This is a genomic window from Pseudovibrio sp. SCP20 (assembly GCF_057774105.1).
The window spans coordinates 540,725-566,550 of the sequence record NZ_JBYMDH010000002.1; the positions used below are offsets into that span (position 1 = coordinate 540,725).

The window sequence follows — 25,826 nt, forward strand, 5'->3', positions numbered from 1 at the left end:
CGTCAATTGCGCACAAAGAAAGGGCTATTAACCCTTTTTCAATGATGTTTTAGCGGATGGTAGGGTTGGACCGGCCTCTGGCTACCAGGCTCTCAACTTCCACCTCACAAAAATGAAGTTACTCTCACTCATCCTGCGGTTCTAACAGCTCTAATGCCTCCAGAATTGCTGAGCGATCATCCTTCATGGCTGTGTTGGGCAATCCACCTTCAATCGAGAGCATTGCCAGGCCGTGCACGGCTCCCCACGCAAGCAGGGATTTAGCTGGGATTTCAGTGTGATTTTCATCTTCACCAGCATCGTTCAGCAATAAGCGCGTCATGCGTGCCTCTGCTTCGACTAAATCGACATCGGCCTCATCCAACAATGCCGTGCGGAACATTGTTTTGAACTTGGCTGGCTCAGAAAGAGCAAAGTCCAGATAGGCTCGCCCTTTAGCGGAAAATACCGAGAGCCCCGCACTGCGCGCTTCAGTTGCTGCAGTTTCCATATGCTCTGCCATGCCGCGATGTGCGCGGACAGCAACGGCCGTCATCACAGCCCGCTTGTCTTTAAAGTGCCTGAACGCTGCAGCAGAGGACACACCTGCATGCTTGGCGGCAGCCCGTAAGCTCACTCCCTCAGGCCCCTTTTCAGGCAACTGGGCTTCGACAGCGTCCAGAAGCGCCTCACGCAATCGTCCGTGATGATACTCAGATGCGCCCGAAATTTGTTTTTCTTGCCTCGATGTTACCATTGATAACTTTCCACTTGACCAGATAGCCTCAACCAATGTTACCATCGATAACATATTTGAAATCTGGAGAATTGCTCATGAATTCTGTTTTAATTTCCGGTGCCTCCAAAGGGCTGGGTGCCGCGATGCTAAAAGCTTTTACAGTAAACGGATGGCAAGCGATTGGTACATCTCGCCATGGAGGCACTTTAGAAGAACTTGATGTGTGCGACGAAGATTCTGTGATTGCACTTCGCAACCGCATCAACCTTGTCCCCGACTGTTTGATATTGAATGCGGGTTCTGGCATCGCTGGCCCTATCGAAATGACAGCTGCTTCCGAAGCTGCTCGACAGATCAACACCAACCTACTTGGCGTTGATAGAATGGTACGCGCCTTTCTTCCTGATATGCGAAAAAGGAGAGCAGGAACGATTGTGATTATTGGCTCTATTGCATCACGGCTCCCAATCCCCTTTCAAGCGCTTTACAGCGCATCCAAAGCTGCGATTGCGAACTATGCGGCGGCTTTATCAATGGAGGTCGCCCCTTTCGGGCTCCACGTTATGCTGGTGGAACCGGGAGATCATCGAACTGACTTTGGTGCAGCGAGAAGGCGAAGTCCATCCGACAACGACCCCTATGAGCCTTCCACAACACGTGCAATAAATAGTATGGCGAAAAGCGAAGAAAGCGGAAATGACCCAGAACGATTTGCAAATTTAGTCGTTCGTGCTTGCATGTCAAACAAGCCTCCACACCGTCTTACAATTACGACTCCAACAGAGCGTATGCTGTTGATTTTATCAGCAATTTTGCCCCGACGAATGATGTTGAAGGCTACACGAAGAGCGTTCTGTCAGGCGTAAAAGTCCAAACCAGAGGATAGGGCAACCTCGCAGTTGGGCATTGGGTCAGACTGACAAGTACCGCGAGCAAACAGGGCGCTAACCCGCGATTTTCCTCACGGCTTTTCGCCGGGGCGGATGGGTTCTGTGGGCTCGGTGTAAGGCATGAAGCCGGTGCGGTTGTTGCGGATGGTGGGTTTGTATTTGCCTTCCGGGCAGATGAAGATCAGCTCATCCTGAATGCGCACCTGCTGGCATTCGTCGCTGAGGTCATAGACGAAGCCGCTGTTATCGCCGCTGAAGTAGTAATCGTTGGTGGCTGGTTCGTTTCCGTTCTCAGATTTTTGCGCGCCAAGGACGGATTTGTTGCAAAGATCGCGGATCTTGTCGCGGTATTGGGAGGTCCCCAGATCCGTCTTGCCCTCGCGCTTCATGAAGTCTTCCTCACACTCAACGACCTCAGCAGGCGTGGCCTGTTTGGGTGGTGGAGGGGTTTCCTGAGCCTGAGTTGCAGAGAGACTGAAGCCGGAGAGGAGGGCCAGCATTGCCAGCGTTCTGACGGTGTGGCCGAGGATATGGGTGGTGGAGCAACTCATCTTGAGTTCCCTCCGTTTTCTACTGCTGAAAGGGCGGGCAGGCTGAAGCGTTCCGCACCTTCTGGTGCCTGGAACCTGAAGTCTTTCGGCTGCAACTGGGGATCAAGGTTCCATCCCCGATATGACAGGTGCGTTTGAGGCAGTCCGCCGATTTCCTTATAGGTGATAATGAGATAACCGGGCAGGCCGGTGTCTTCGTAGACCCATAGCTGCCAATCTACTTCGTCATTAAAGAAGGCGAGATGATGGGCGACGCCTTCGGGCAGGACTTCGCGGCCCACATAGACGGAGCGGGTTGTCAGCTCATCGACCATCTTGTCCAGCTCCGGGTTGACTAGATCGATACCGGGCAGAGTGAGCTGGAAGTCGTTGCGCAGGACTTCAATCAGCTCTGAGGCGGTGCCGTTGAAGTCGCCCTGCGTGTAGATGTTCCGCGTTTTGTCGAAGTAGGTGATGATGCCGTCGTCGAGGTAGATTTCGCTGACGCCATTCGGGCGCGGGAGATCGATCTTAAGATCACCCTGACCGAGGATGTTGACTGTGTACTCGAAGACGAAGTTGAGTGGCACCATGTCTTTGAAGATGCGTTCTTCACTGGCATAGACCGTGAACGTCATCTGCTTGATGTCCTGGAACTTCTCGATGGTCTCGTGAAGGATTTGCCGGGCTTTGTCCTCTTTTTGCGCAACAGCTGGGAAGGGGCGCAGCTCCAGCCAGCCGATGGCGATCAAAATGAGAAGTAGCGGCAGAACCCTGAGAGCCCCGAGTTTCATGGATGTGTCTTCCCTGATCTTGTCACGCGAATAGCTGTTTCACGGGAAACACTAAGCAAAGACCGGAAAGACCTTCTGAACCCAACCACTAAAATTGGCGGTGCTGTGGCTTGATAGAAAAAGCCCCCGACAGCGGACGCTTCGAGAGCTCACAAAATCAGCATTTAGCACTGCGCTCAGGTTGGTGAGGGTGCAGGGCTTTTGGCACGCGGCATTTCTGCGATGTAAGCCCATGCTGGTCGTTTGAACAGGAACTGGCCGTATCCGAGTTTGCTGATCAGCCAGAACAGGATCATTGGTGCAATGGTCGCCGTGCAGGTGACGATCAGCGAGATCAGGCCTGCGTCTTCAATGATCCCCAGTTTCAGCAGGATGGTGCGGGATACGGCCATCGGGAAGAAGAAGGACAGGTAGATCACGATGGAGTTCTTGCCCATGTAGCGGAGCAGGTCCAGCGCTTTAACCTTGGACAGCAGCGCTGAGACGGTGATCACTGCCAATGCGCCCAGTCCGCCAAGCGCCAGAGATGCAAAGGGCAGGTCTGCGTAGCCGTAGCCGACGAAGAGGCCATTGACTACGGCCCAGACGAAGACAAAGGCCAGGCCTTTCATGGTGTTTTCGCGCACCCAATCGGCAATCACGAAGATTTTTTGCGCGAACACGTAGCCTGCGAAGAAGAACACAAAGCGGGAGGCGGTTTCGTCAATCAGCACGGAACCGGTGTGCACTTGGCTGATCTGAAGGCCTGCGGCGACCAGCATGGTCACCTGCCATGGCACTTTCAGCGAGTGCAGCAGTTTGGTGATGACGAAGAAGACCGGTAGAGCGTAGATGAACCAGAGGGTTCCGAAGGGCTGTACGAAGGCGAGGGCGTAGTGCATCAACACGCCATCCCAGCCGAACTCGGCAGCGAAGGACGGTGCCTTCATGCCAAACTGGATGGTGAGCCAGAGAATGTAGAAGTAGAAGAAATGGACCACTTTACGGTCCAGATACAGGCGCCAGTCCCGGTCCAGTGTCAGGGCTAGAAAGAGGCCGGAGATCATAAAAAAGTCCGGCATGCGGAAGGGTTTAGCGAATGCAACGATGTCGCCCATGAAGCCCATTTCACCGATGGCGCTGCCAACCCCAAGGGTTGAATGCATCATCACCACGAGAAAGATACAGAAGCCTTTCGCGTAGTCGACCCAATCCACTCGACTGGAGGTTTGATGCGCCGCCATGTAATCCCGCCCACAAATACACTAATTAATTCGTGCAATTATAAGTTTTAAGGGTCGTGAATACTAGCGTGGTTCTCTTCAACTTTATTTGTTGGTTACCGGCAGGGACTCTGAGGGGGTACGACGAGCTGCTTTGGCATGGTTGGCCACTCCGTCACCTAAGGTAATGTTAGTTTTTATGTGCCTAGGATGCATATACTTCGAGTAGATATTCTGGAGATGCAATTGCTTAGTTATTTTAAGGCGTTATGCGTTCTACTGGTGTTCGTAGTGGCCTCGGGTTCTGCTGGTGCGCAAGAGGCGAAGAGCCCGGTGGAAGTGCTCAAGAAAGTCTGGAATGGGCCTGAGTTTGATGCTGATGATTTTGCGCCAGAGGTCTACAAGAAGATCCCAAAAGAGCTGCTGGTTTCCATCCTTTCAGAACAGCGCTCGATTTATGGTCCGGCGGTTGATGTGGTGCCAACACAGGATCCGCATAAGTTTCTCGTAGAGACGAAATCCTACACAATCCCAACGCTTTTGAAGCAGAACAAGGATGGTCAGCTGACGGGTCTACTGTTTCGTTTTGCGCTGGTGAAGGACGTGAAGCATGAAGACTTGCTGGACCACATGAAGAAGCAAGCGCCTAAACAGAGCTTTTTGCTGATGCAGAACGACACAGTGCATGCGGAGCATAACAGTGATGATCGGCTCGCCGTCGGGTCTGCCTTCAAGCTGTATGTGCTGGACCAGCTGGCACAGCGGGTGAGAGATGGAGACCTGATCTGGCAGGAGAAAATCACACTTGAACAACGGCATATCTCGTATCCAGGTGGAACGATGCAGAACGAGCCAGTGGGCAAGAAGTTCGTTTTGCTGGATGTGGCCCGCAACATGATCGAGATCTCCGATAACACCGCCACGGACTTGCTGATGGATCTGGTGGGACAGGAAAATGTGATGCTGCCGGGAGAAACCTCTCCAGCACTTACCACGCAGCAGCTGTTTCATTTGAAAGCCGATGAGAAAACCGCCGAGGCTTATCGTCAGGCCGGACCAGAAGAACGGGCGCGCATTCTTGCGGCGTTGCCTGCTCAGTTGCCCCCAATCGACAAGGTTTCCGTGCCTTTGACGGAAGGCATTGAATGGTACATTTCCAATCGCGAGCTTTGCAAGATCGTGAGGAAAGTGAAGGATATCAAAGGGATTTTTGTGAACCCGGGCGTAGCGGAGCCGGATAACTGGGTGGCCTACGCTTATAAGGGCGGCAGCGAGATCGGCGTGCTCAACATGACGTATGCGCTGGAAGATGGTGATGGCAACAGCTGGTGTTTTTCAACCACATGGAATGATGAGCAGGAGCTGAATATAACTTATCTGCTGGCACTGGTCGCGACACTGTTGGAGAGCCCGGCCTCTGTTCAGGCGGCTCTCCAGTAAGCTTTGCTGATTAGCGACGTTTGTCGTTGTCGCCCGACCATGGGCTGATCTGGTCCGGATCATTGGAGCGTGGGCGGGACGGGGTGTCCTCTTCACCGTGACGGGAAGAGCTCCACTCGTCTTCGTTCAGGTCTACAGTTCCATCCTGACGACGGTAGCCCGGATTGACGTGAATGTTCTGCACCTTCACATGACGGGCCAGATAGTTGCCGATGACCTCGCGCACTGGCGGGATAAACAGCAGAAGACCGATCGCATCCGTAAAGAAGCCAGGGATCAACAACATCAGGCCTGCAAAGACGATCATGGCGCCATGCATCATCTCGTGACTTGGAACCCGGCCAGCATCCATTTCAGCGCGCATGCGCATGAGCAAAGACAGGCCTTGCTGGCGCAGCATATATGTGCCGGCAGCTGCGGAAGCTACAGTCAGCAGGATGGTTGGGATTGCGCCGATGACACTTCCGACTTCAATAAAGAGATAGATCTCAATAGTTGGCAGCAGAATGAAACAGGCAAGAATGATAAGTCCGAGTGGCATAGCGTCCGCGTTGGTTCAGGTCTATTGTGTTTGTTGATCACCTCAATTTGAAGTGATCTTTCATATAGTGGGTTGTTTCTGCAGAATTGCAATGACTGATTTAAGCTTATACTTGCGTGTTAAGACCTTAAAAAGGCGTTGGGATGAACACGAAATAGCTGGATGTTGCTGATAGAAACCTTAAATTAGTGACAGAGCCTGTAAAAATGAGTTAGAGCACCTTATCTAGATATCTAAAGCATTTGATCATCGGCGCCTGGCAGCCAACGAGTAAAGGACCGGTCGGTACTCGGAATGAACGAAATATTCGACGTCTACAACATCATCTTCCTTATTGCGGCAGTTGTTATTTTCCTGCGGTTACGCTCCGTTTTGGGCAATCGCACCGGTAACGAGCGTCAACCTTTTGACCCGTATTCTGCCCAACAAAAACAAGACTCTCAAAAGACTCAGGCACCTGAGAATGAGGACAATGTTATTCCTCTTCCAGGCAGTGAACATGTTCACCACGACCCTGAGCGCGCTGAGCGTGAAGCTCGCGAACAGATTGAGGCCGAGATCGACAAGGTTGCCAAGAAGGGCACTGATCTGAACCACGGCCTGCGCGAAATCTGGAAAGCTGAGCCGTCTTTCAATCCTAAAGAGTTCGTAGAAGGTGCCCGTGGCGCTTACGAAATCATTCTGATGTCGTTTGCTCAGGGTGATCGCCGTACGCTCAAAGACCTGCTTTCTCCTGAGGTATTCACCGGTTTCTCCGCAGCGATTGATGACCGTGAAAGCCGCAATGAGCGTGTTGAGTCCACCTTCGTGGGCATCGACAAGGCTGACATCGTGGAAGCCGTGTTCAACCAGAAAGACAGCCTTGCTGAAGTGACCGTTCGCTTCAAGAGCCAGCTGATCACCGCGACACGGGATTCTGAAAACCGTATCGTGGATGGTGACCCAACAGCGGTGAGCGAGCTGACCGACATCTGGACCTTTGCTCGCGTGACTGGTGTGAACGATCCAAACTGGAAACTGGTTGCAACTGAATCTGCATGACGTTTTCTTTCTCTCGCGGCGTAGTGAGGTTCATTATGACTCTCACCGTCGCGGCGGGGATAAGTTCTGCTGCTACAGCTACCCTAGGAAATGACCATAGGACCATGCGAAGCGCGAAGCTCTCCGGGCCACTTGATCCCAACGAAATCGAAGGATGGGCTGCAGATGATCACTCTGCGGCCCTTTCCGCATTTGTAGCGCATTGCGAGGGAAGCGAGGGCCGAACGCTGCCGACCAAAGCGTTTGGCATTAGCGACGCAAAATTACGCGCTATCTGCGCAAAATCGCGCAAAATCAACGCAAACGACGGACGGGAAGCAAAAGCCTTTCTGGAACAACACTTTACGTTCCGCCGCGTTGAGGACGACGGGTTTGTGACCGGCTATTACATGCCAGAGCTGAAAGGCTCGCTTGTTCGCACTGGCGAATATGTTGTCCCCCTTCACGGTTATCCGAAGAACCTGAAAGTGATGCCGACACGCGGGGATGTTATGGACGGCGCGCTGGATGGAATGGACCTTGAAGTGCTTTGGGTGAAAGACCCGATAGATGCATTTTTTACAGCTGTTCAGGGTTCTGCGCGGGTTCGCCTGACCAATGGCGAACTGCGCCGCCTGGCGTTTGCAGGCAAATCCGGCCATGACTACACTGCGATTGGCCGTGTCCTCATTGAGCGCGGCGAAATCACCCGTGAAAACATGGGCATGGATGCGCTTCGGGCATGGTTATCCGCGAATCCATCTCAGCAAAAAGACGTGTTCCGGCACAATAAATCCTACATCTTCTTTGAGTTACAATCTCCGGAAAACGCTGAGGTTGCCGCCATTGGAGGTGCAGGAACAGCGCTTACGGACCTGAGATCACTGGCAATTGATGATGATCTGCACACATATGGCAGTTTAATTTTTGTCTCTAGTGAGTTAAGGACCTACGACAAATCAGGTGATCGCTTCGCCAAGCTTATGGTTGCCCAAGACACCGGGTCAGCCATCAAAGGCCCGGCGCGTGGCGATATCTATGTTGGAAGTGGTGCAGAGGCAGGTGCAATTGCCGGGAATATCCGTCACCGTGCGGAATTCTATCTCCTTGTTCCAAAAGAATAATTGATCGTGGACGGATCGGATAGATGACGAATGGTGATCGCACAAAGCGAGCCAAGACAAAGCAGCTGACGGAAGCAGACAAGCGCTTGTGGAACAGGGTGAAAGCCACTCTGACACCATGGCATCAAGAGCGCCTTTCTGACCTGCTGGAAGACACAACGCAGCTTTCCGAACCTGATCAACCACTTATCAACGCACAGACCGCTAAAGCCCCTCAGCCGGAGCTGAAGCCGCAACTTGTTTCTCCGCCAAAGCCACAGGCGAAAAAGTCGCGTGGTTACAAAGGGAAGACGGCTCCGGACTACACTCCACCGACGCCGGTTGTGCCACCAATTCCGCCACTTTCGCCGCTGAACAAGAAAGAGCGCAAGAAAGTTGTTCGCGGTGGGAAGGGCTATATCGATGCGCGGATCGACCTTCATGGTCTGACCCAGTATCAGGCACACCAACGCTTAACCTCGTTCATCTATCAATCGCAGGCCATGGGCTATTCACTGGTGTTGGTGATCACCGGTAAGGGGCTGGATAACTCGCATAGTCCATACGGCGACGATCGCGGTGTTCTGCGCAGAATGGTGCCGCAGTGGCTTTCTCTTCCTGATATGCGCAGCTGTGTGGTAGGCTTCGATCAAGCTCACGTTTCGCATGGGGGCAGCGGTGCGCTTTACGTTCGCATCCGCAAGCGCAAGAAATAGCTTAGGAATTTCAGCAGGATGACACCTTTTGGAGCCAAGGTTAGGGAGCTGCGGGCAAAGCAGAACATTACCCTGAAGGAGATGGCGGAGGCCCTTTCGGTTTCCTCAGCCTACCTGAGCGCGCTTGAACACGGCAAGCGTGGTACCCCGACCTGGTACATGGTTCAGCGCATCATCACCTACTTCAACGTGATCTGGGATGAAGCTGAGGAACTTCAACGGCTTGCGGAACTTTCCAATCCGAAGATCACCATCGATACAGGTGGCCTGACACCTCGGGCGACGGAGCTAACCAACATGCTGGCTTCCAAGATCAACGGTCTTTCCGAAGAATCCCTTGAGCACCTCATTCACCAACTAAGAGTGGTTAGCTCTCGCGACAATATCTAAAGCAGTTCGTATTTAGCTGAAGAAAATGAACTGCTTTAGGATTCGTTTTTTGCGTATCTTTATCCGAAAACCGGTGCCCACTTTTCGGAGATACGCTTTGTTGTCCGCGTATCTTTGTCCGAAAACCGGCACCCACTTTTCGGAGATACGCAGTAGTCTAAGCAATCAAAGCTCTGTAAAGTCAGTGTGCTGACTTTTGAAGTGGACTGCTGATATGACGCCTGAAGAACTCAAAGTGGATCAACTGGTTGATCCCAAATCGCTTCTCAACGAACTAAGCAAGCTGGTTGAAAAGTACGATGGCGACGGCAGCAGCTTTAAGCTGCGCAGTGAAGTTCTGACCAAGCTGAAATCCACTCACAAAGAAGCCCGCAAGGAAATCGAAAAGCTCCTGATGGATGACGGGCAGGGACGCCGTTGTTCTGAGCGCCTGTCCTGCGTGCAGGATATGATCATTCAGGTGATCTATGATTTTGCGGTTACACACGTCTATCCCGTTGAAAATCCAACGAAATCTGAACGCATCAGTGTGATCGCCGTTGGTGGTTATGGTCGCGGAACACTGGCACCGCATTCGGATGTGGACCTGCTCTTCCTCTGGCCATACAAGCAAACGCCCTGGGGTGATCAGGTCGTTGAGTTCATCCTCTACATGCTCTGGGACATGGGCCTGAAAGTCGGCCACTCAACCCGCAACCTTGATGAGACCATCAAGCAGTGCCGTGAAGATATGACTGTGCGAACTGCCATTCTGGAAGCACGGTATGTGTGGGGTGATCTTGAGTTATTTCAAGAACTTACCAAGCGCTTCGATAAGGAAATCGTTTCAGGTTCCGGGCCGGAGTTCATCGCAGCCAAGCTGGCAGAGAGGGATGATCGGCATGAGCGGCATGGTGCTTCGCGCTATCTGGTGGAGCCGAATGTCAAAGAAGGCAAGGGCGGGATGCGTGATCTGAACACGCTGTTCTGGATCGCTAAGTATTTCTATCGTGTTCCCAATGGCTTAGGATTGGTTGAGAAGGGTGTCTTCTCCCGACGTGTATTGAATCGGTTCCGAAAAAGTCAGGACTTTCTCTGGGCTGTGCGCTGTCATCTGCATTTTCTGACGAACCGGCCAGAAGAGCGCTTAAGCTTTGATGTGCAACGAGAAATCGCTGACCGGCTCGGCTATATGGACCACCCCGGCATGCGCGCTGTTGAGCGGTTCATGAAGCACTACTTCCTTGTTGCGAAAGACGTTGGTGATCTGACCCGTATTTTCGCAGCAGCACTGGAAGAGCAGCATGTAAAGTCTGCTCCAAGTATCTCGCGTTTTTTGGGAAGTTTTGTTCCGGGCAGCAAGCATAAGCGGCGATCTATCAAGGGTACCAGGGACTTCCTTGTCGAGAATGGACGTATCGTTGCGGCGAAGGAGGATATCTTTGAAAAAGACCCGGTCAATCTGATCCGAGTTTTCTATCTGATCGACAAAACCAATCTGGATATGCATCCGGAATTGCTGAAATTGGTTCGTCGATCTCGCCGATTGATCAATGCTGACTTCCGCAAGAATGAACAGGCGAACAGGTTGTTCCTGAAGATCCTGACCAGTCGCAGCGATCCGGAAACCGTTCTACGCGCGATGAACGAGTCTTCCATTCTCGGACAGTTCCTGCCGGAGTTCCGGAAGGTCGTGGCTATGATGCAGTTCAACATGTACCACCACTACACCGTTGATGAGCATCTCATCCGGTCCATCGGTGTGCTTTCTGAAATTGAGCGCGGGATGGGTGGGGATAGCCATCCGTTGGCGACAGACCTCATCAAGTCGGTTCACAGCCGAAAAGTTCTTTATGTTGCAATGCTTTTGCATGATGTGGCGAAGGGACGGCCTGAGGATCATTCTATTGCTGGAGCGAAGATTGCACGCAAGATTTGCCCGCGTCTGGGGCTTTCTCCCGCAGAAACCGATACGGTGGCCTGGCTTATTGAACAGCATCTGGAGATGAGCACCGTCGCACAGTCTCGCGACTTGAGTGATCCCAAAACCATCAAGGATTTCTGCCGCAAAGTGCAGAGTCTGGAGCGCTTACAGCTGCTGTTGATCTTGACCGTTGCAGACATTCGGGCTGTAGGTCCCAATGTGTTCAATGGCTGGAAAGGCCAGCTGCTGCGCACGCTTTATTATGAGAGCGAAACCATTCTCAGTGGTGGCCATGGCCGCATGAGCCAGCAGCAACGTGTTGATTTTGCTAAGCAGGAGCTGGCTGAGAAGCTCGAAGGCTGGTCCGATGAGGAGTTGGACAACTACCTCAACCGTCATTATCCGGCCTATTGGCTGCGCGTTGATCTGAAGAGCAAGATCAACCATGCCAACCTGATCCGAATGACGGATGCGGAAGAAGAGCATCTGGCGACCGCTGTAAAACCGCATGCCTTTGAAGGTGTTACAGAAATCACCGTTCTGGCGCCGGACCATCCGCGGCTTCTTTCCACGATCGCGCAGGCTTGTTTTGCGGCTGGTGCGAACATCGTGGACGCACACATCGACACCACCAAGGACGGCCTCGCGCTAGATACGATCTATATCAGTCGTGAGCTACCGGAAGATGATGATGAGTATCGTCGTGGTGAGCGGATTTGTTGTCTGATCAAAGAAGCATTGCGTGGGACTACACCAGTGCCGGAAGTGAAAGGACTGGCGAAAAAACCAAATGCACGGAGCAAGGCATTTTCCCTGCAAACCACTGTTTTGGTTAGCAATTCATGGTCTGAGAACTATACTGTTCTTGAAGTGACTGGCCTTGATCGACCTGGTTTGCTTTCTGATCTGACCACCGAGATTTCTGCATTGAACCTGAACATTGCCAGCGCGCATGTTGGAACGTTTGGGGAGAAGGCGGTGGACGTATTTTATGTGACGGATCTGACCGGCCAGAAAGTTCACAATGTGGGCCGACAGGAATCCATTCGCGATAGACTTAAAAATGCATTTGACGGTAAAAAGCCACAAAAAGCACCTATGAGCTCACGCCGTAGACCTCAAAAACTTACAGGTAAGTAATTTTATATGAGCCTTTTCAAGAGCTTCGCCACGGTTGGTGGCGCGACGATGCTGAGCCGCCTTTGCGGCTTCGGGCGAGACGTTATGTTGGCTGCCTTTGTGGGCACCGGCCCCGTTGCGGATGCTTTTGTAGTGGCTTTTCGGTTGCCTAACCTGTTCCGCCGATTGTTCGCAGAGGGTGCATTCAATTCAGCCTTCGTGCCGCTGTTTGCCCGCTCTGTTGAGGAGGATGGCGAGCACGGCGCACGGCAGTTTGCGGGTGAGATCGCAGCTGCTCTTTTCTGGACGCTGGTTGTTATCCTCGCACTGGCCGAGGTGTTTATGCCTTTGCTCGTGCATCTGCTGGCACCGGGCTACTATTCTGATCCGGCAAAGTTTGACCTCACCGTCTTGATGTCGCGGATTGCTTTTCCGTATTTGCTGTTTATGTCATTGCTCGCTTTTATCAGCGGAATTCTCAATACATTTCAGCGGTTTCTGGCTGCTGCGATGGCGCCTGTCATGCTCAATGTGGTGATGATGGCGGTGCTGGCGGGCATCGGCTTTTACGGCATGGAGCCGAACCAGACCACTGGCGTATTGCTGGTGGTTGGTGTTGCTGTTGCTGGCGTTGTGCAACTGGCTGTTGTTGCCATTGGCATGAAGCGGCTTGGGTTCAGCATTCCAATTATGCGACCGCGCTGGACACCCGGTGTTAAGCGTCTGTTGGTGCTGGGGGTTCCCGGTGTGATTGCCGGGGGGATTACCCAGATTAACATTACGGTCGGCACGATCATCGCATCGCTGGAAAGCAGTGCAAATTCATACCTTTACTACGCGGACCGCATCTATCAGCTGCCTCTTGGCGTGGTGGGCATTGCGATTGGCGTTGTGCTGTTGCCGAGCCTGACACGGCAGTTGCGCTCGGGACAGGAAGAGCTGGTTTATCATACGCAGAACCGGTCCATGGAGTTTGCACTTGCTCTGACGCTTCCGGCTGCTGTTGCGCTCGTGATTATTCCCGACACTGTGATTGCGGTGCTGTTCCAGCGTGGTCAGTTTACTGATGCGGCTGTTGAGCAAACGGCGCTGGCGTTGATGGCATTTGCCGTTGGTTTGCCAGCATTTGTGCTGAACAAGGTGCTGTCTCCGGGCTTCTTTGCGCGAGAAGATACCAAAACACCGATGTACTTTGCTGCCGTGGGTATGGTGGTGAACGTTGCCCTGTCGATCCTGCTGTTCCCAGGCTTCAAGCACGTTGGCATTGCAATCGGCACGACAGCTGCAGGGTGGGTCAACACCAGCTTGCTGGCGTTTGTGCTTTGGCGACGTGGTCATTTCGTCATCGACAGCGCATTGATGAAGAGAATTCCGCTATTGGGCTTTGCCAGCGCATTGATGGGCGTTGTGGTTTATGGCGGCACGCTTGTTCTGGAGCCCCTATCAGCCTCCAACCTGTTTGTGGTGCGCGCCAGTGAGCTTGTCATTCTGGTCGCTATCGGACTGGTTTCCTTTGGAATTCTGGTACAGCTGACCGGCACTGTAGATTTTCGCGCACAATTGCAGAAATTGCGGCGATAACGGCTTTCCGGCTTTGTAAAGCACTTGCGCATACGCAAAAGCGCAGTCATAACCACCGGGCTTACTCTGCGCGGGCTGTCCTAGTTTGTTTGTCACCCATTCAATCTATGCTCGCGCAACCCACTGGCCCTTCCAACAGGCCCAAGCCTAGGGATATTTGTTATGACGGCGTTTCAGCCTCGCGTTTTCTCCGGTGTACAACCAACCGGAAACCTCCACCTCGGTAACTACCTTGGTGCGATTGTCCGCTTTGTTCCGCTTCAGGACCAGATGCCGACTATCTTCTCCATCGTTGACATGCATGCGATCACAGTCTGGCAGGATCCTGCCGAGCTGACGCAGCAGACCCGCGAAGTAACAGCTGCTTACCTCGCAGCCGGTGTTGATCCGAAGAAGTCGATCATCTTCAACCAGAGTCAGGTGAAAGAACATGCTGAGCTGGCATGGATCTTCAACTGTATTGCTCGTATGGGCTGGCTGAAGCGTATGACTCAGTTCAAGGACAAAGCAGGGAAGAACGCGGAAAACGCTTCCGTTGGTCTGTTTGCTTATCCAAACCTGATGGCAGCAGACATTCTGGCTTACCGCGCAACCCACGTTCCGGTTGGCGATGACCAGAAGCAGCACCTTGAGCTGACACGCGATATTGCGCAGAAGTTCAACAATGACTTTGCTGAGCGCATCAAAGAGCTGGGTCTGGGTGTTCCTAACCCTGAGCCTTCTCACGAAGCACCAGATGAGCTGTACTTCCCGATCACCGAGCCAATGATCACTGGTCCTGCGACCCGTATCATGAGCCTGCGTGACGGCAATAAGAAGATGTCCAAGTCTGATCCTTCTGATCTTTCCCGCATCAACCTGACTGATGATCAGGACACCATTGCGAAGAAGATCAGAAAAGCAAAGACAGATCCTGAGGCTCTTCCGAGTGAAGTGGATGGTCTGGAAGGTCGTGCGGAAGCTGACAACCTCGTTGGCATTTACGCGGCTCTTGCTGGCAAGTCCAAAGCAGAGGTTCTGGGCGAGTTCGGCGGTCAGCAGTTCTCAGCATTCAAGCCTGCCCTTTCTGAGCTGGCGGTTGATAAACTGGCTCCAATGAACAATGAAATGCGCCGGATCATGGACGATCCTGCAAGCGTTGATGCTGTTCTTCGTGATGGTGCAGAGCGCGCTGCGGAAATCGCTGAGCCAGTGCTACATGATGTACGCCGCATTGTTGGCTTCCTTGAAAGCCGCCGCAACTAATTTGCGTTTAGTTTCAAGATGAAAGCAGTTCACATTTGAACTGCTTTCATTTTTTACTCTCACGTATCTTTATCCGAAAACCGGTTTCCACTTTTCGGAGATACGCTGTCAGAAAGCCGCTGATCATCTGCGGCTTTTTTGTTTTTTTAGAGTGTTGTGTCGGCTTCCATTGGCGCATTCACAAGATCAGAAAAGGCAATAGTTTGATTGACGTAATGGTTAATCGCCGCCTTCACGAGTCTATATCGCTGGATATTCTCTGGAGCTGTTGTCTATTTCTCATAAAAATCGCCAGAAACGCATTCTATTTGCGCTGTGTTTATTGACATGGGGCTAGTTGCACCCCTACATCCTTGCTGATTGATTGGTGGGGCTTGCCCCAATACATCAGATGGTCGGATGAATGATTGAAACTCGTATTGATCGACGCTTCGCAAAGCTCAAGGCTGAAGGACGTCCTGCACTCGTAACTTTTATTACGGCTGGAGACCCGGACCTCGCCACCTCACAAGCTATTCTGGATGCTCTTCCGGAAGCTGGCAGTGATGTTATTGAGCTTGGCATGCCGTTTTCCGACCCGATGGCTGAAGGTGTTCCAATCCAGCTGGCGACTCAGCGCTCTCTGGCGCATGGGCACACCATGGACAAGACCCTTCAGATGGTGCGTGAGTTTCGTAAAAAGGACAATGACACCCCAATCGTTCTGATGGGTTATTACAACCCAATCTATGTACGCAGCAGCGCAGCGTTTGTGAAAGAAGCGCGCGAAGCTGGCGTTGATGGCCTGATTGTTGTTGATGTGCCTGCTGAGGCAGATGATGAACTCTGCATTCCGGCAATTGAGGGCGGTGTAAACTTCATTCGCCTGACCACGCCAACAACTGACGACAAACGCCTGCCAACTGTTCTGGCGAACACCTCTGGATTCGTTTATTACGTGTCCGTTACCGGTGTTACCGGATCTGCTGCTGCAGACACAACCGCCGTTGCACAGGCGGTTACACGAATTAAATCCCACACAGATCTTCCTGTAGCTGTTGGCTTTGGCATTAAAACTGCTGAACAGGCTGAGGAAATTGGCAAACACGCTGATGGTGTGGTGGTTGGCTCCATCCTTGTTGAGGCAATTCGCAAGAGCCTTGATGAGAATGGTAAAGCCACAAATCAGACACAAGCTGCTGTTACCGACCTTGTGAGCTCACTACGTGTGGGTGTAGAAAAAGCTCGGAAATAAGTATTGCTTTACGTATGGCCCGTTTAATGGCCATTAAAAATCGAAAACGAAATTAAAGACAGGCGGCTGCCCGTGAACTGGATTAACAACGTCGTACGGCCGAAAATCCGCAGCTTTCTCGAAAAGCGCGAAGTACCGGAAAACCTTTGGATCAAGTGCCCTGAAACAGGCGAGATGGTGTTCCATCGCGACCTTGAGGCAAACCAGTGGGTCGTGCCGAACTCCAACTTCCACATGCGCATCTCCAGCAAGAAGCGCCTGGAGTATTTCTTCGACAAAGGTGAGTACACCAAGATCGAAACTCCGGAAGTTACTGTCGATCCGCTCAAGTTCCGCGATCAGCGCAAGTATGTTGACCGCCTGAAGGACGCCAAAGCCAAGACCGACATGACCGACTCTGTTGTGGTCGCAAACGGTAAGGTGAACGGCTACGACATGACCACTGCTGTTCAGGACTTCGCCTTCATGGGCGGTTCTTTGGGTATGGCAGCTGGTGAAGCTATCATCCGCGGCATGGAATATGCTGTTGAGCACAAAACACCTTTCGTCATGTTCGCTGCATCTGGCGGTGCACGCATGCAGGAAGGCATCCTTTCCCTGATGCAGCTGCCACGCACAACTGTGACTGTGCAGATGCTTCGTGAAGCAGGTCTGCCTTACATCGTGGTGCTGACTAACCCGACGACCGGTGGTGTGACAGCTTCCTACGCGATGCTGGGTGACGTGCACATTGCTGAGCCAAATGCTCTGATCGGCTTTGCTGGACAGCGTGTGATTGAACAGACCATTCGTGAGAAGCTGCCAGAAGGCTTCCAGCGTTCTGAGTATCTGCGTGATCACGGCATGGTCGACATGGTTGTGCACCGTCACGACCTGAAAGAAACCATTTCCAACCTGTGTAACCTGCTGATGAAGCGTGACGCTCAGCTGCCAGTGCTTGAAGAAAAGCCGGCAGAACCAGAAGCAGGCACTGAGGTTGCTGCGACTTCCTAAATCCATACGGGTTATGGACTTACGACTTGTTTTTAAAAGTCCGGCATACTGTGCCGGGCTTTTTCTTTATTGAATTCCCAGCAGGTGCAGAGCCTATGAACAAGATCGATATTGCCCTTAATCGCTTGATGAAACTTCATCCGGACGAGATTGATTTATCCCTTGATCGCATGCATCGGGTTCTCAAGGCGCTGGGAAACCCAGAGAAGCGCATTCCGCCGACTTTCCATGTAGCAGGCACCAACGGCAAAGGCTCTACCGGTGCGTCCATTCGGGCACTTCTGGAGGCACAGGGCAAGACGGTTCATGTTTACTCCTCTCCGCATCTGGTTCGCTTTAACGAGCGTGTTCGGTTGGGAGCGACAGGGCGGTTTGTTGAAGATGAGTCGCTGCTGGAGGCGATTAAGCGTGTTGAGAAGGCCAATGATGGTCATGAGCTGACATTCTTTGAAGCAACAACCGCTGTTGCGTTCTGTCTGTTTGCTGACAACCCAGCTGATTATCTGGTTCTGGAGGTTGGCCTTGGTGGGGTTCTGGATGCCACCAACGTTATTGAAAACCCGCTGGTCAGCATCATCACACCGGTTTCCAAGGATCACGAGAACTTCCTGGGTGACAGCCTTGAAGGCATTGCCATGGAAAAGGCGGGGATCATCAAACCGGGTTGTCCGGTTGTGGTTGGGCCTCAGGCGGATACTATTCGGGATGTGATTGAGAACAAGGCGGGCAGGGTGCGGGCACCGATCTGGTTCCAGGGACAGGAGTTTTCTGCCTGGGAAGAGGGGGGACGGCTTGTCTATCAGGATGAATTCGGCCTTATGGACCTTTCACCACCAAAGCTTGCCGGTTTCCATCAACTTTCCAACTCCGGCCTGGCTTTAGCTGCTCTGCGCGCTGCGGGCTTGCTGGAGAGTGAAGAGGCACGGGCGGCTTGTGACAAGGCGCTGCGGTCGATCAACTGGCCTGCACGGATGCAGCCGCTTTATGAAGGCAAGTTGTTTGAGAGACTGCCGGAGAACACAGAGATCTGGGTGGATGGGGGACACAACCCCGGCGCCGCAAAGGTAATCTCGGCATTTCTTGCGGACCTGACTGACAAGGCCTCGCGCCCAACCTTTTTGGTGATGGGCATGATGAACACGAAGGATCCTGAAGGCTTCTTCCAGCAGTTTGAGGGGCTGGCAAAGCATGTGATGTGCGTGCCGCTGACGACCACGGCTGCGGGGCGTTTTCCGGAGGAGCTTGCTGAGATTGCACAGGCTGCAGGTCTGTCCGCCTCGTCTCATGAGACACTGGAAGATGCTATCTCTGAGGTTGTCGGGCGGTCATTGGATGAGGAAGAGGCACCGCGCATTCTGTTTGGTGGCTCACTGTATCTTGCAGGTGAAGTGCTGGATAAAAACGGCACACCGCCAGAGTAACGCTGATTCGATTCAGACTCGAAATGAGTTCGGATTCGCATTCGAAATAACGTTACGCATGAAAAAGGGAGGCATAAGCCCCCCTTAATTTGTTTCGGGCTGTTTTGCCAGAACTTACGCTTCCAGACCTTCGAACAGAGCCGTGGAGAGATAACGTTCTGCGAAGCTTGGGATGATGATGACGATGTTTTTGCCAGCCATCTCATCACGCTTGCCAACTTCGATCGCTGCTTTCAGCGCTGCACCGGAAGAGATGCCGACTGGAACGCCTTCCGTCTTCGCAACTTCACGAGAGAGTGCGAAGGAGTCTTCGTTGGAAACGGTGACGACTTCATCATAAACAGCCGTGTCGAGCACACCCGGTACGAAGCCAGCGCCGATGCCCTGAATTTTGTGCGGACCCGGCTGACCACCAGACAGGAGCGGGCTGTCAGCAGGTTCAACAGCAACCACGTGAAGCGCTGGGTTACGCTCTTTCAGCACCTGAGAAGTACCCGTGATAGTTCCGCCGGTACCGATGCCGGATACAAACACGTCAACATTGCCGTCGGTGTCGTTCCAGATTTCTTCCGCAGTGGTGTTGCGGTGGATCTCAGGGTTGGCCGGGTTTTCAAACTGCTGCGGGATCACAGCATCCGGGATCTCCTGCCGGAGCTCTTCAGCACGTGCAACAGCACCCTTCATACCCTTTGGACCTTCAGTCAGATCAATCTCAGCGCCGAGAAGCTTCAGCATCTTGCGGCGTTCGATGGACATGGTCTCTGGCATCACGAGGATCAGGCGGTAGCCTTTCGCAGCTGCGACGAATGCCAGCGCAATGCCGGTGTTGCCTGATGTTGGCTCGATCAGAGTGGTTTTGCCAGGAATGATCTTGCCTGCCGCTTCCATCGCCTCAACCATTGCAACGCCGATGCGGTCTTTTACGCTGGAGATTGGGTTGAAGAACTCGAGTTTGGCCAGCAGGTTGCCTTTTACGCCATGAGCTTTCGCCAAGCGATCCAGACGTACGATTGGTGTGTTTCCGATTGTCTCAGTGATGGAAGAGTAAATTTTTCCACGACCCGGCTTGGAAGTGCTCATCGAAATCCCCTTTATACAATTATCCAGTGAGATTGAGCCCTGTCCCCACGTCAGAATCCCGAAGGCAGGCTCATCAAAATCCTCACTGAAATGTAGGAAGTGTATCGAGGGTTTTCGAGGTTTCAAAAACCCCGAAAACTGCCAGATGTAGAAACAAGAGATAAATATTCCGCATTTCTTAGAATTCGTTTCTAGTTGATTGCGGAATTAGTATCGTCTTTTGCAAGGATCGAACGTGGCTTGAAACACGCAGCCTTTAAACTGCGGTTTCATCCAGAGATTTGAGGCCCAGAAGCGCTGGCAGCTCAGACATGTGGCTGAAGGTGACCGCACCAAGCGCTTTGGCTTGTTCGATGTCTGCATTTGCATCGCCGGTGTAGTTGAAGACGCGCATTCCTGCGGCTTTTGCAGCCTTGATGCCCGCAATACTGTCTTCAATCACCACGCATTGCTCTGGCTTGTAGCCCATGCCTTTGGCGGCGTAGAGGAAGATATCCGGTGCTGGTTTGCCCATCTTGCAGTCCTGCGCGGAGTAGAGGACATCCTTGAAGGTCTCCCAAAGACCGGAGGAACCAAGGGTCATCTGCATCTTTTCGTAGCGACCGGAAGAGCCGACGCAGAATGGAATGCCCTCTGCCTTCAAGTGCGCCACCACATCCAGAATGCCCGGAATTGGCTCAATCCCAGCTTCGAACGCAACCAGATCGGCTTTGCGCACCTGTGCGGCCCAATCATCAGGAAGTTTTTTACCGCTCAAACGCTCAGCTTCTTCCTTGATGGTATCCATCGCGGTGCCGGTGAAGCGGTGGTGACAGTCCAAAGGCGAGAAATCGAGGCCGATTTCCTTCATGAAGCCGGAGAGGACCTCATTCGCTATGGTTTCGGTGTCGACGAGAACGCCATCACAATCGAAAATCACCAATTCCGGCTTCATATTACTTCCCTGTATTCCTTTAGAGACCTGAGGAGCCAAATCCGCCAGCACCACGCTCCGTGGTTTCCAGCTCTTTCACTTCTTCGATCTGCACCTGAGTCACTGGTGCAACAACCATCTGCGCGATGCGCATGCCGCGCTCAATCACAAAAGCTTCCTCACCCAGATTGATGAGAATGACCTTCACTTCGCCGCGATAGTCCGCATCAACGGTGCCGGGCGTATTCAAAACGGTCACGCCATGCTTGGCAGCAAGACCGGAACGAGGGCGAACCTGACCTTCATGGCCAGATGGCAGCGCGATAGAAAGGCCTGTTGGCACCATGGCGCGCTGGCCCGGTTGCAGCGTAATTGCCTCTTCATTGGCAGCCTGCAGATCCAGCCCGGCAGCTTCTGCGCTTTGGTAAGCAGGAAGCTCCAATCCTTCGTTATGGGGAAGGCGCGTAATTTTCAGTGTTCGTGTCATGAAGAGGCCCATTGATAAAAAGCTCCTCTATCTAGCAGGTGTTTCATGCTTCTTCCAGAGGTCGCGTGAAATTCCGTTGGGCTGAGTAAATGGATAATGCTTGTTTTAGTGAACAGTCCTATCAGCTTTACTGAGATTGGTTAGGTTTCATTGATGCAATACACTGCAAGAGATAGGAAATTCATCAACAAACCGAAACAAAAAAGCGTTTCACATGAAACAATCACCTCTCTTTTTACCACATGGAGCACCAGATCTCGCAATAAGACCTGAGCTGGAAGCTCATCAGTTTCTCAAAAACCTAGCGAAATCAGAAGGTAAGCCAAAGGCTTTGCTTGTTATTTCGCCCCATTGGCAAACAGAACGGTTGAGCATCAATGCTGCCGGACCGCTGAAGACCATTCACGATTTTCGCGGTTTCTCACGCCAACTCTATGAGATGCAGTACGAAGCGACCGCTGAAAGTTGGTTTGTTTCCCGCGTGCATGAGGCCATCACGCGCTATGGCCTGAATGTGCGGGAGGATGACACGTGGGGATTGGATCACGGTGCCTGGGTGCCTTTGTCTCTGGCATTTCCTGACGTCGATGTGCCCGTAGTTCAGGTCTCCCTGCCGTACTCCTATGGCAGCGAAGAAAGCTTCAATCTTGGGCGGGCTTTGGCTCCGTTGGCAGAAGAGGGCATCCTTGTCATCGGTAGTGGCGCGCTGACGCATAACTTCTCTGAGGTGAGCGGCAGTGGTGACGCGCCGGACTGGGCACTGGAGTTTGACCACTGGATCACTGAACTCGTCGAACAGGGGGAAACCTGTGCTCTGCTTTCCTCCGGCATTCACAAGTACTATCAAAAGGCCCTGCCAACCGATGAGCACTTCCTTCCGCTTCTAGTGGCCTATGGAGCTGCGGGTGAGCATGCCTATGGTGAAAAGCTGCATGAGAGTTTCACCTATCGCTCCATCAGCATGAGTGCATTTCGGTTTCGTAACAGGTAGCTGCGCAGAGTTTGCGTAAAGTAAATCTCTCGATGTCATCCCGGGCGAAGCATAGCGTAGACCCGGGACCCATAACCCCGGTATCAGTGATCGGCTAAGGCCTTAGTTAAATAGCAAGGCAAGGGAGTATGGATCCCGGCTCGATGGCCGGGATGACACAATGAGGCTAGTTCCGGGTCTCAAAAACTTATCCCCCTCGCTTGAAACCATGCCCATACTAATCGCATGCCTACGTAACGGGCTGCTGGCGGAGCGACCGTCAGTGTGTCGTAGGCTGGGCGGGGCTATCGGAAGAGGTAACGCAGCTTTCGGTGGTCCGGTGAACCGAACTTCAAACGTGGCCGCATGGTTTGAGGGGAAGGGCCCAGGAATATAGGGTATCACGCGGTGACGGGTGTTGATGCACCGGCAGGGCAACCTGCTTTTGCTGATGTGCTTGTCAGAGACGGAGGAACTGTTTGGGCAGGGAAACTTGACTGGATAAGCCACTGTCTTTTCAGGAAACTGACTATCGTGCCTTATAGGCAAAAGAGGCGACGTTGTTCATCCAAAGAAAGCCCGGGCAAGGCGCGTAGCCAATGCCGAAGAATTAGTTTCAATAAGTAGCGCAGGTATTGCCTGCCGCCTTGCTCATCCCGATTATCAGGTTTCACATGAAAACACCGCCGGAAATCTCCAGCGGTGCTCTTAGTGCTGTCATTTATGGATCCCGGCTCGGTGACCGGGATGACGATAGCAGGCAGGTTCACCTCAAGAGGGCTTAGCTTGCGCTCAGCTCTTTCTGCTTTTGCTTGAGTGCGTAGAGCGCCTCCTGCGCCTGACGTGGTGTCATATCATCCGGATCAAAGCTATCCAGCAGCTCCACCAGCTCATTGGACACAAAGCTCTCTTCTTCTTCCGGCTCCGGAATGGTTTCCAGCGGTTGGGAGAAAGAGGCAAAGAGCGGGAGGTCATCCAACAGCTTCTCAGAAGGCTTGTTGGTGTCTTGCTCTTCCAGCTGTTTCAGGATCTTTTGCGCACGGCTGACAACGGTTTTCGGCAGGCCAGCAAGCTTTGCCACCTGAATACCGTAGGACCGGTCTGCAGCGCCCTCGATGATCTCATGGAGGAAGACAACATCGCCCTTCCATTCCTTCACACGAACGGTTGCGTTGTTGAGACGCTCCAAACGCTGCGAAAGCGCTGTGATTTCATGATAGTGGGTCGCGAAGAGCGAGCGGGAGCGATTGGTTTCGTGCAGATGTTCAATGGCCGCCCAAGCGATGGAGAGGCCATCAAACGTTGCCGTTCCGCGGCCAATTTCATCAAGAATAACAAGCGAACGGTCGGTTGCCTGATTGAGGATCGCAGCGGTTTCCACCATCTCAACCATGAAGGTTGAGCGGCCTCTTGCAAGGTCATCTGCAGCACCAACACGGGAAAACAGGCGGTCCACGACGCCAATGTGGGCATTCGTTGCAGGAACGAAACTACCCATCTGCGCCAGCACAGCAATCAGAGCGTTCTGGCGCAGGAAGGTGGATTTACCGGCCATGTTAGGACCGGTAATCAGCCAGATCTGGCCGTTTTCATAGTTTTCCTGCGGGCCGAGGTTGGCATTGTTGGCCACAAACGGTTCGCCGGATTTGCGCAGAGCTTGCTCAACAACTGGGTGACGACCACCTTCGATGGTGAAGGCCAGCGAGCCATCAACGGTTGGGCGGGAATAGTTTTCCGCCTCTACCAGAACAGCCAAAGACGTGGACACATCCAGAATAGCCAGTGCTTCTGCAGCGGCTTTGATGAGACCACCTGCAGCAACGACGGCTTTGGTCAGCTCATTGAAGATTTCCAGCTCGATTGCCAGAGCGCGTTCACCAGCGCTGGCGATCTTGCTTTCCAGATCCGCCAGCTCGGTGGTGGTGAAGCGCATAGCGCCGGCCATGGTCTGACGATGGATAAAGCGGGCAGGGTTATCCTTCATCGGATCGCACTGCGCTGTCGGCGCTTCCATAAACCAGCCAAGCACGTTGTTGTGCTTGATCTTCAGGGAGCGGATGCCAAGCTCTTCTGCCAGATCAGCCTGCATCTGAGCGATAACCTTACGGCTTTGATCACGCAGGGCTTTTAGCTCATCGAGGTCCGGATTGTAACCCGGCGCGACGAAGCCACCATCACGCTTGAGGAGCGGCGGCTCTTCAGCGATAGCGATACCAAGCTTTTCGCCGAGTGCATGCGGCGCCTGTTCCAGCTTTTGCACGGCAAAGCCGACTTCCTGCGGATAAGCACCGCCGGATGCGAGCAAGCCAGCGATTTCACTTGCTGATTTCATCGCAAACGCGATGGACTGTAGATCACGCGGGCCACCACGGTCCACAGCAAGGCGGGACAGGGCGCGGGACATATCCGGCGCGGACTTCAGTAGGCCGCGAATATCTTCGCGCTGCATAGTGTCCGATGCGAAGAATGCAATGGTATCCTGACGATGACGGATTTGTTCCGGATCCGTAAGGGGACCAGCCAGACGGCTTGCCAACAAGCGGGATCCCGCACCGGTCACGGTTTTATCGATAGCAGACAGCAGGCTGCCACGACGCTCGCCGGAAAGGGTGCGGGTCAACTCCAGATTGGCGCGGGTTGCCGGATCGATCAGCAACTGGCCAGCCGCAGCTTCCTTCACTGGCGGATCCAGAGGAGGGCGCTCTCCCAGCTGGGTCTTGTCGATGTAGGCCAGAATACCACTGGCGGCGATCAGCTCAGCACGGGTGTAGTTGGCGAAACCGTCCAGCGTGCCCACGGAGAAGTAGGTGGAGAGACGATCCTGAGCGTTTGCGCCATCAAAGAAGGTGCGAGGTACAGGAGAAAGGGCGGCGCCAAGTCCTTCGACTGTCGCTCGCAACTCTGTTTCTTGCAGCAGTGCATCTGCCAGCACCAGTTCGGAAGGGTCAATACGCGCCAGATCAGCAGCAAGGCGCACATCATCACTCTCGGCCACACGGAACATGCCCGTGGACATGTCGATCCAGGCGAGGCCGTAAAGATTGCCGTCTGCTGCACTGCCACCTTTGACGCGGGCAAGAGAAGCAAGGAAGTTGTTGCGCTTTGCATCCAGCAAGCGATCTTCGGTGATAGTACCCGGGGTTACAAGACGCACTACATCGCGGCGAACAACAGATTTAGAACCGCGTTTTTTGGCTTCTGCCGGGTCTTCCGTCTGCTCACAGACAGAAACACGGTGGCCTAGGCCAATCAGCTTTTGCAGATAGTCGTCAGCAGCATGCACAGGAACGCCACACATCGGAATATCATCACCATTGTGCTTGCCGCGCTTGGTGAGCGTAATTCCGAGAGACTGGGATGCTATCTCTGCATCCTCAAAGAACAGCTCGTAAAAGTCGCCCATTCTGTAGAACAGGAGGCTGTCCGGATTGGCTGTCTTGATCTCAATATATTGCGCCATCATGGGTGTGACGCGGCCTTTTGCTGGGGAAGGCTTTTCAATATCTGCTGTAGTCATGGCGCAGACACTAGCAAAT

At 53.1% G+C, this 25,826-nt stretch carries 22 protein-coding genes; 13 read left to right on the top strand and 9 right to left on the bottom strand.

Annotated elements, in window-relative coordinates; all coding sequences use genetic code 11:
* Positions 1–124 precede the first annotated feature (124 nt).
* Positions 125–736, bottom strand: coding sequence for a TetR/AcrR family transcriptional regulator (locus AC3CB2_RS10925; protein ID WP_352932269.1), 612 nt, complete (start codon positions 734–736; stop codon positions 125–127).
* Positions 737–813: 77 nt separating this feature from the next.
* Between AC3CB2_RS10925 and AC3CB2_RS10930 the strand changes: the two genes are divergently transcribed.
* A complete protein-coding gene (locus tag AC3CB2_RS10930) occupies positions 814–1,584 on the top strand; it encodes an SDR family NAD(P)-dependent oxidoreductase (RefSeq protein WP_352932267.1) in 771 nt (256 codons plus the stop codon).
* 95 nt (positions 1,585–1,679) lie between these two features.
* Here AC3CB2_RS10930 and AC3CB2_RS10935 read toward each other — a convergent pair whose 3' ends face one another.
* The 3 genes from AC3CB2_RS10935 to AC3CB2_RS10945 form a co-directional block, all read right to left on the bottom strand.
* On the bottom strand, positions 1,680–2,159 hold the full coding sequence (locus AC3CB2_RS10935; RefSeq protein ID WP_352932265.1) for a hypothetical protein: 480 nt from the start codon (positions 2,157–2,159) through the stop codon (positions 1,680–1,682).
* Complete coding sequence (locus tag AC3CB2_RS10940; protein WP_054784563.1) at positions 2,156–2,932, bottom strand: DUF2092 domain-containing protein; 777 nt, start codon at positions 2,930–2,932, stop codon at positions 2,156–2,158. Before AC3CB2_RS10940 ends, AC3CB2_RS10935 begins: the two co-directional genes overlap by 4 nt.
* A 176-nt stretch (positions 2,933–3,108) precedes the next feature.
* Positions 3,109–4,155, bottom strand: coding sequence for an acyltransferase family protein (locus AC3CB2_RS10945; protein ID WP_083416820.1), 1,047 nt, complete (start codon positions 4,153–4,155; stop codon positions 3,109–3,111).
* Positions 4,156–4,380: 225 nt separating this feature from the next.
* Here AC3CB2_RS10945 and AC3CB2_RS10950 point away from each other — a divergent pair, with 225 nt between their 5' ends.
* Positions 4,381–5,574 (top strand): serine hydrolase, encoded by a 1,194-nt coding sequence (locus AC3CB2_RS10950; RefSeq protein WP_352932262.1) that lies wholly within the window; start codon positions 4,381–4,383, stop codon positions 5,572–5,574.
* 10 nt (positions 5,575–5,584) lie between these two features.
* Here the strand turns inward: AC3CB2_RS10950 and AC3CB2_RS10955 are convergent, their stop codons facing one another.
* Positions 5,585–6,115, bottom strand: a complete 531-nt coding sequence (locus tag AC3CB2_RS10955) for an FxsA family protein (RefSeq protein ID WP_352932260.1) — start codon at positions 6,113–6,115, stop codon at positions 5,585–5,587.
* 294 nt (positions 6,116–6,409) lie between these two features.
* On the opposite strand from AC3CB2_RS10955, the gene AC3CB2_RS10960 reads away from it, so the two are divergent.
* The 10 genes from AC3CB2_RS10960 (at position 6,410) to AC3CB2_RS11005 (ending at position 18,840) form a co-directional block, all read left to right on the top strand.
* On the top strand, positions 6,410–7,156 hold the full coding sequence (locus tag AC3CB2_RS10960) for a Tim44/TimA family putative adaptor protein (protein ID WP_008550406.1): 747 nt from the start codon (positions 6,410–6,412) through the stop codon (positions 7,154–7,156).
* A 104-nt stretch (positions 7,157–7,260) separates the two neighbouring features.
* Complete coding sequence (gene mltA, locus AC3CB2_RS10965) at positions 7,261–8,259, top strand: murein transglycosylase A (protein WP_352932258.1); 999 nt, start codon at positions 7,261–7,263, stop codon at positions 8,257–8,259.
* A gap of 23 nt (positions 8,260–8,282) precedes the next feature.
* The gene (locus AC3CB2_RS10970; protein WP_352932256.1) at positions 8,283–8,954 is read left to right on the top strand and encodes a Smr/MutS family protein; all 672 of its coding nucleotides are present in this window, start codon (positions 8,283–8,285) and stop codon (positions 8,952–8,954) included.
* An 18-nt stretch (positions 8,955–8,972) separates the two neighbouring features.
* Positions 8,973–9,344, top strand: a complete 372-nt coding sequence (locus tag AC3CB2_RS10975) for a helix-turn-helix domain-containing protein (RefSeq protein WP_008550300.1) — start codon at positions 8,973–8,975, stop codon at positions 9,342–9,344.
* Between the two features lie 214 nt (positions 9,345–9,558).
* Positions 9,559–12,387, top strand: a complete 2,829-nt coding sequence (locus tag AC3CB2_RS10980) for a [protein-PII] uridylyltransferase (RefSeq protein WP_352932254.1) — start codon at positions 9,559–9,561, stop codon at positions 12,385–12,387.
* Positions 12,388–12,393: 6 nt separating this feature from the next.
* Positions 12,394–13,947 carry a murein biosynthesis integral membrane protein MurJ gene (murJ, locus tag AC3CB2_RS10985; RefSeq protein ID WP_352932252.1) on the top strand — a complete coding sequence of 518 codons (1,554 nt, stop codon included), beginning with the start codon at positions 12,394–12,396 and terminating at the stop codon, positions 13,945–13,947.
* A 162-nt stretch (positions 13,948–14,109) separates the two neighbouring features.
* Positions 14,110–15,192, top strand: coding sequence for a tryptophan--tRNA ligase (trpS, locus tag AC3CB2_RS10990; protein WP_352932250.1), 1,083 nt, complete (start codon positions 14,110–14,112; stop codon positions 15,190–15,192).
* 403 nt (positions 15,193–15,595) lie between these two features.
* Positions 15,596–16,426, top strand: coding sequence for a tryptophan synthase subunit alpha (trpA, locus tag AC3CB2_RS10995; RefSeq protein WP_352932248.1), 831 nt, complete (start codon positions 15,596–15,598; stop codon positions 16,424–16,426).
* 72 nt (positions 16,427–16,498) lie between these two features.
* Positions 16,499–17,419, top strand: coding sequence for an acetyl-CoA carboxylase, carboxyltransferase subunit beta (gene accD / locus AC3CB2_RS11000; RefSeq protein ID WP_008550714.1), 921 nt, complete (start codon positions 16,499–16,501; stop codon positions 17,417–17,419).
* Positions 17,420–17,514: 95 nt separating this feature from the next.
* On the top strand, positions 17,515–18,840 hold the full coding sequence (locus tag AC3CB2_RS11005; protein ID WP_352932245.1) for a bifunctional folylpolyglutamate synthase/dihydrofolate synthase: 1,326 nt from the start codon (positions 17,515–17,517) through the stop codon (positions 18,838–18,840).
* Between the two features lie 114 nt (positions 18,841–18,954).
* Here AC3CB2_RS11005 and cysK read toward each other — a convergent pair whose 3' ends face one another.
* The 3 genes from cysK to dut all read right to left on the bottom strand — a co-directional run bounded on the left by cysK (position 18,955) and on the right by dut (position 21,332).
* Positions 18,955–19,920 (bottom strand): cysteine synthase A, encoded by a 966-nt coding sequence (cysK, locus tag AC3CB2_RS11010; RefSeq protein WP_352932242.1) that lies wholly within the window; start codon positions 19,918–19,920, stop codon positions 18,955–18,957.
* 256 nt (positions 19,921–20,176) lie between these two features.
* The gene (locus AC3CB2_RS11015; protein ID WP_352932240.1) at positions 20,177–20,854 is read right to left on the bottom strand and encodes an HAD family hydrolase; all 678 of its coding nucleotides are present in this window, start codon (positions 20,852–20,854) and stop codon (positions 20,177–20,179) included.
* Between the two features lie 19 nt (positions 20,855–20,873).
* Positions 20,874–21,332, bottom strand: a complete 459-nt coding sequence (gene dut / locus AC3CB2_RS11020) for a dUTP diphosphatase (protein ID WP_352932238.1) — start codon at positions 21,330–21,332, stop codon at positions 20,874–20,876.
* Between the two features lie 202 nt (positions 21,333–21,534).
* On the opposite strand from dut, the gene AC3CB2_RS11025 reads away from it, so the two are divergent.
* Positions 21,535–22,311, top strand: a complete 777-nt coding sequence (locus AC3CB2_RS11025; protein ID WP_352932236.1) for a DODA-type extradiol aromatic ring-opening family dioxygenase — start codon at positions 21,535–21,537, stop codon at positions 22,309–22,311.
* A gap of 760 nt (positions 22,312–23,071) precedes the next feature.
* Here the strand turns inward: AC3CB2_RS11025 and mutS are convergent.
* Positions 23,072–25,807 (bottom strand): DNA mismatch repair protein MutS, encoded by a 2,736-nt coding sequence (mutS, locus tag AC3CB2_RS11030; protein ID WP_352932234.1) that lies wholly within the window; start codon positions 25,805–25,807, stop codon positions 23,072–23,074.
* Positions 25,808–25,826 lie beyond the last annotated feature (19 nt).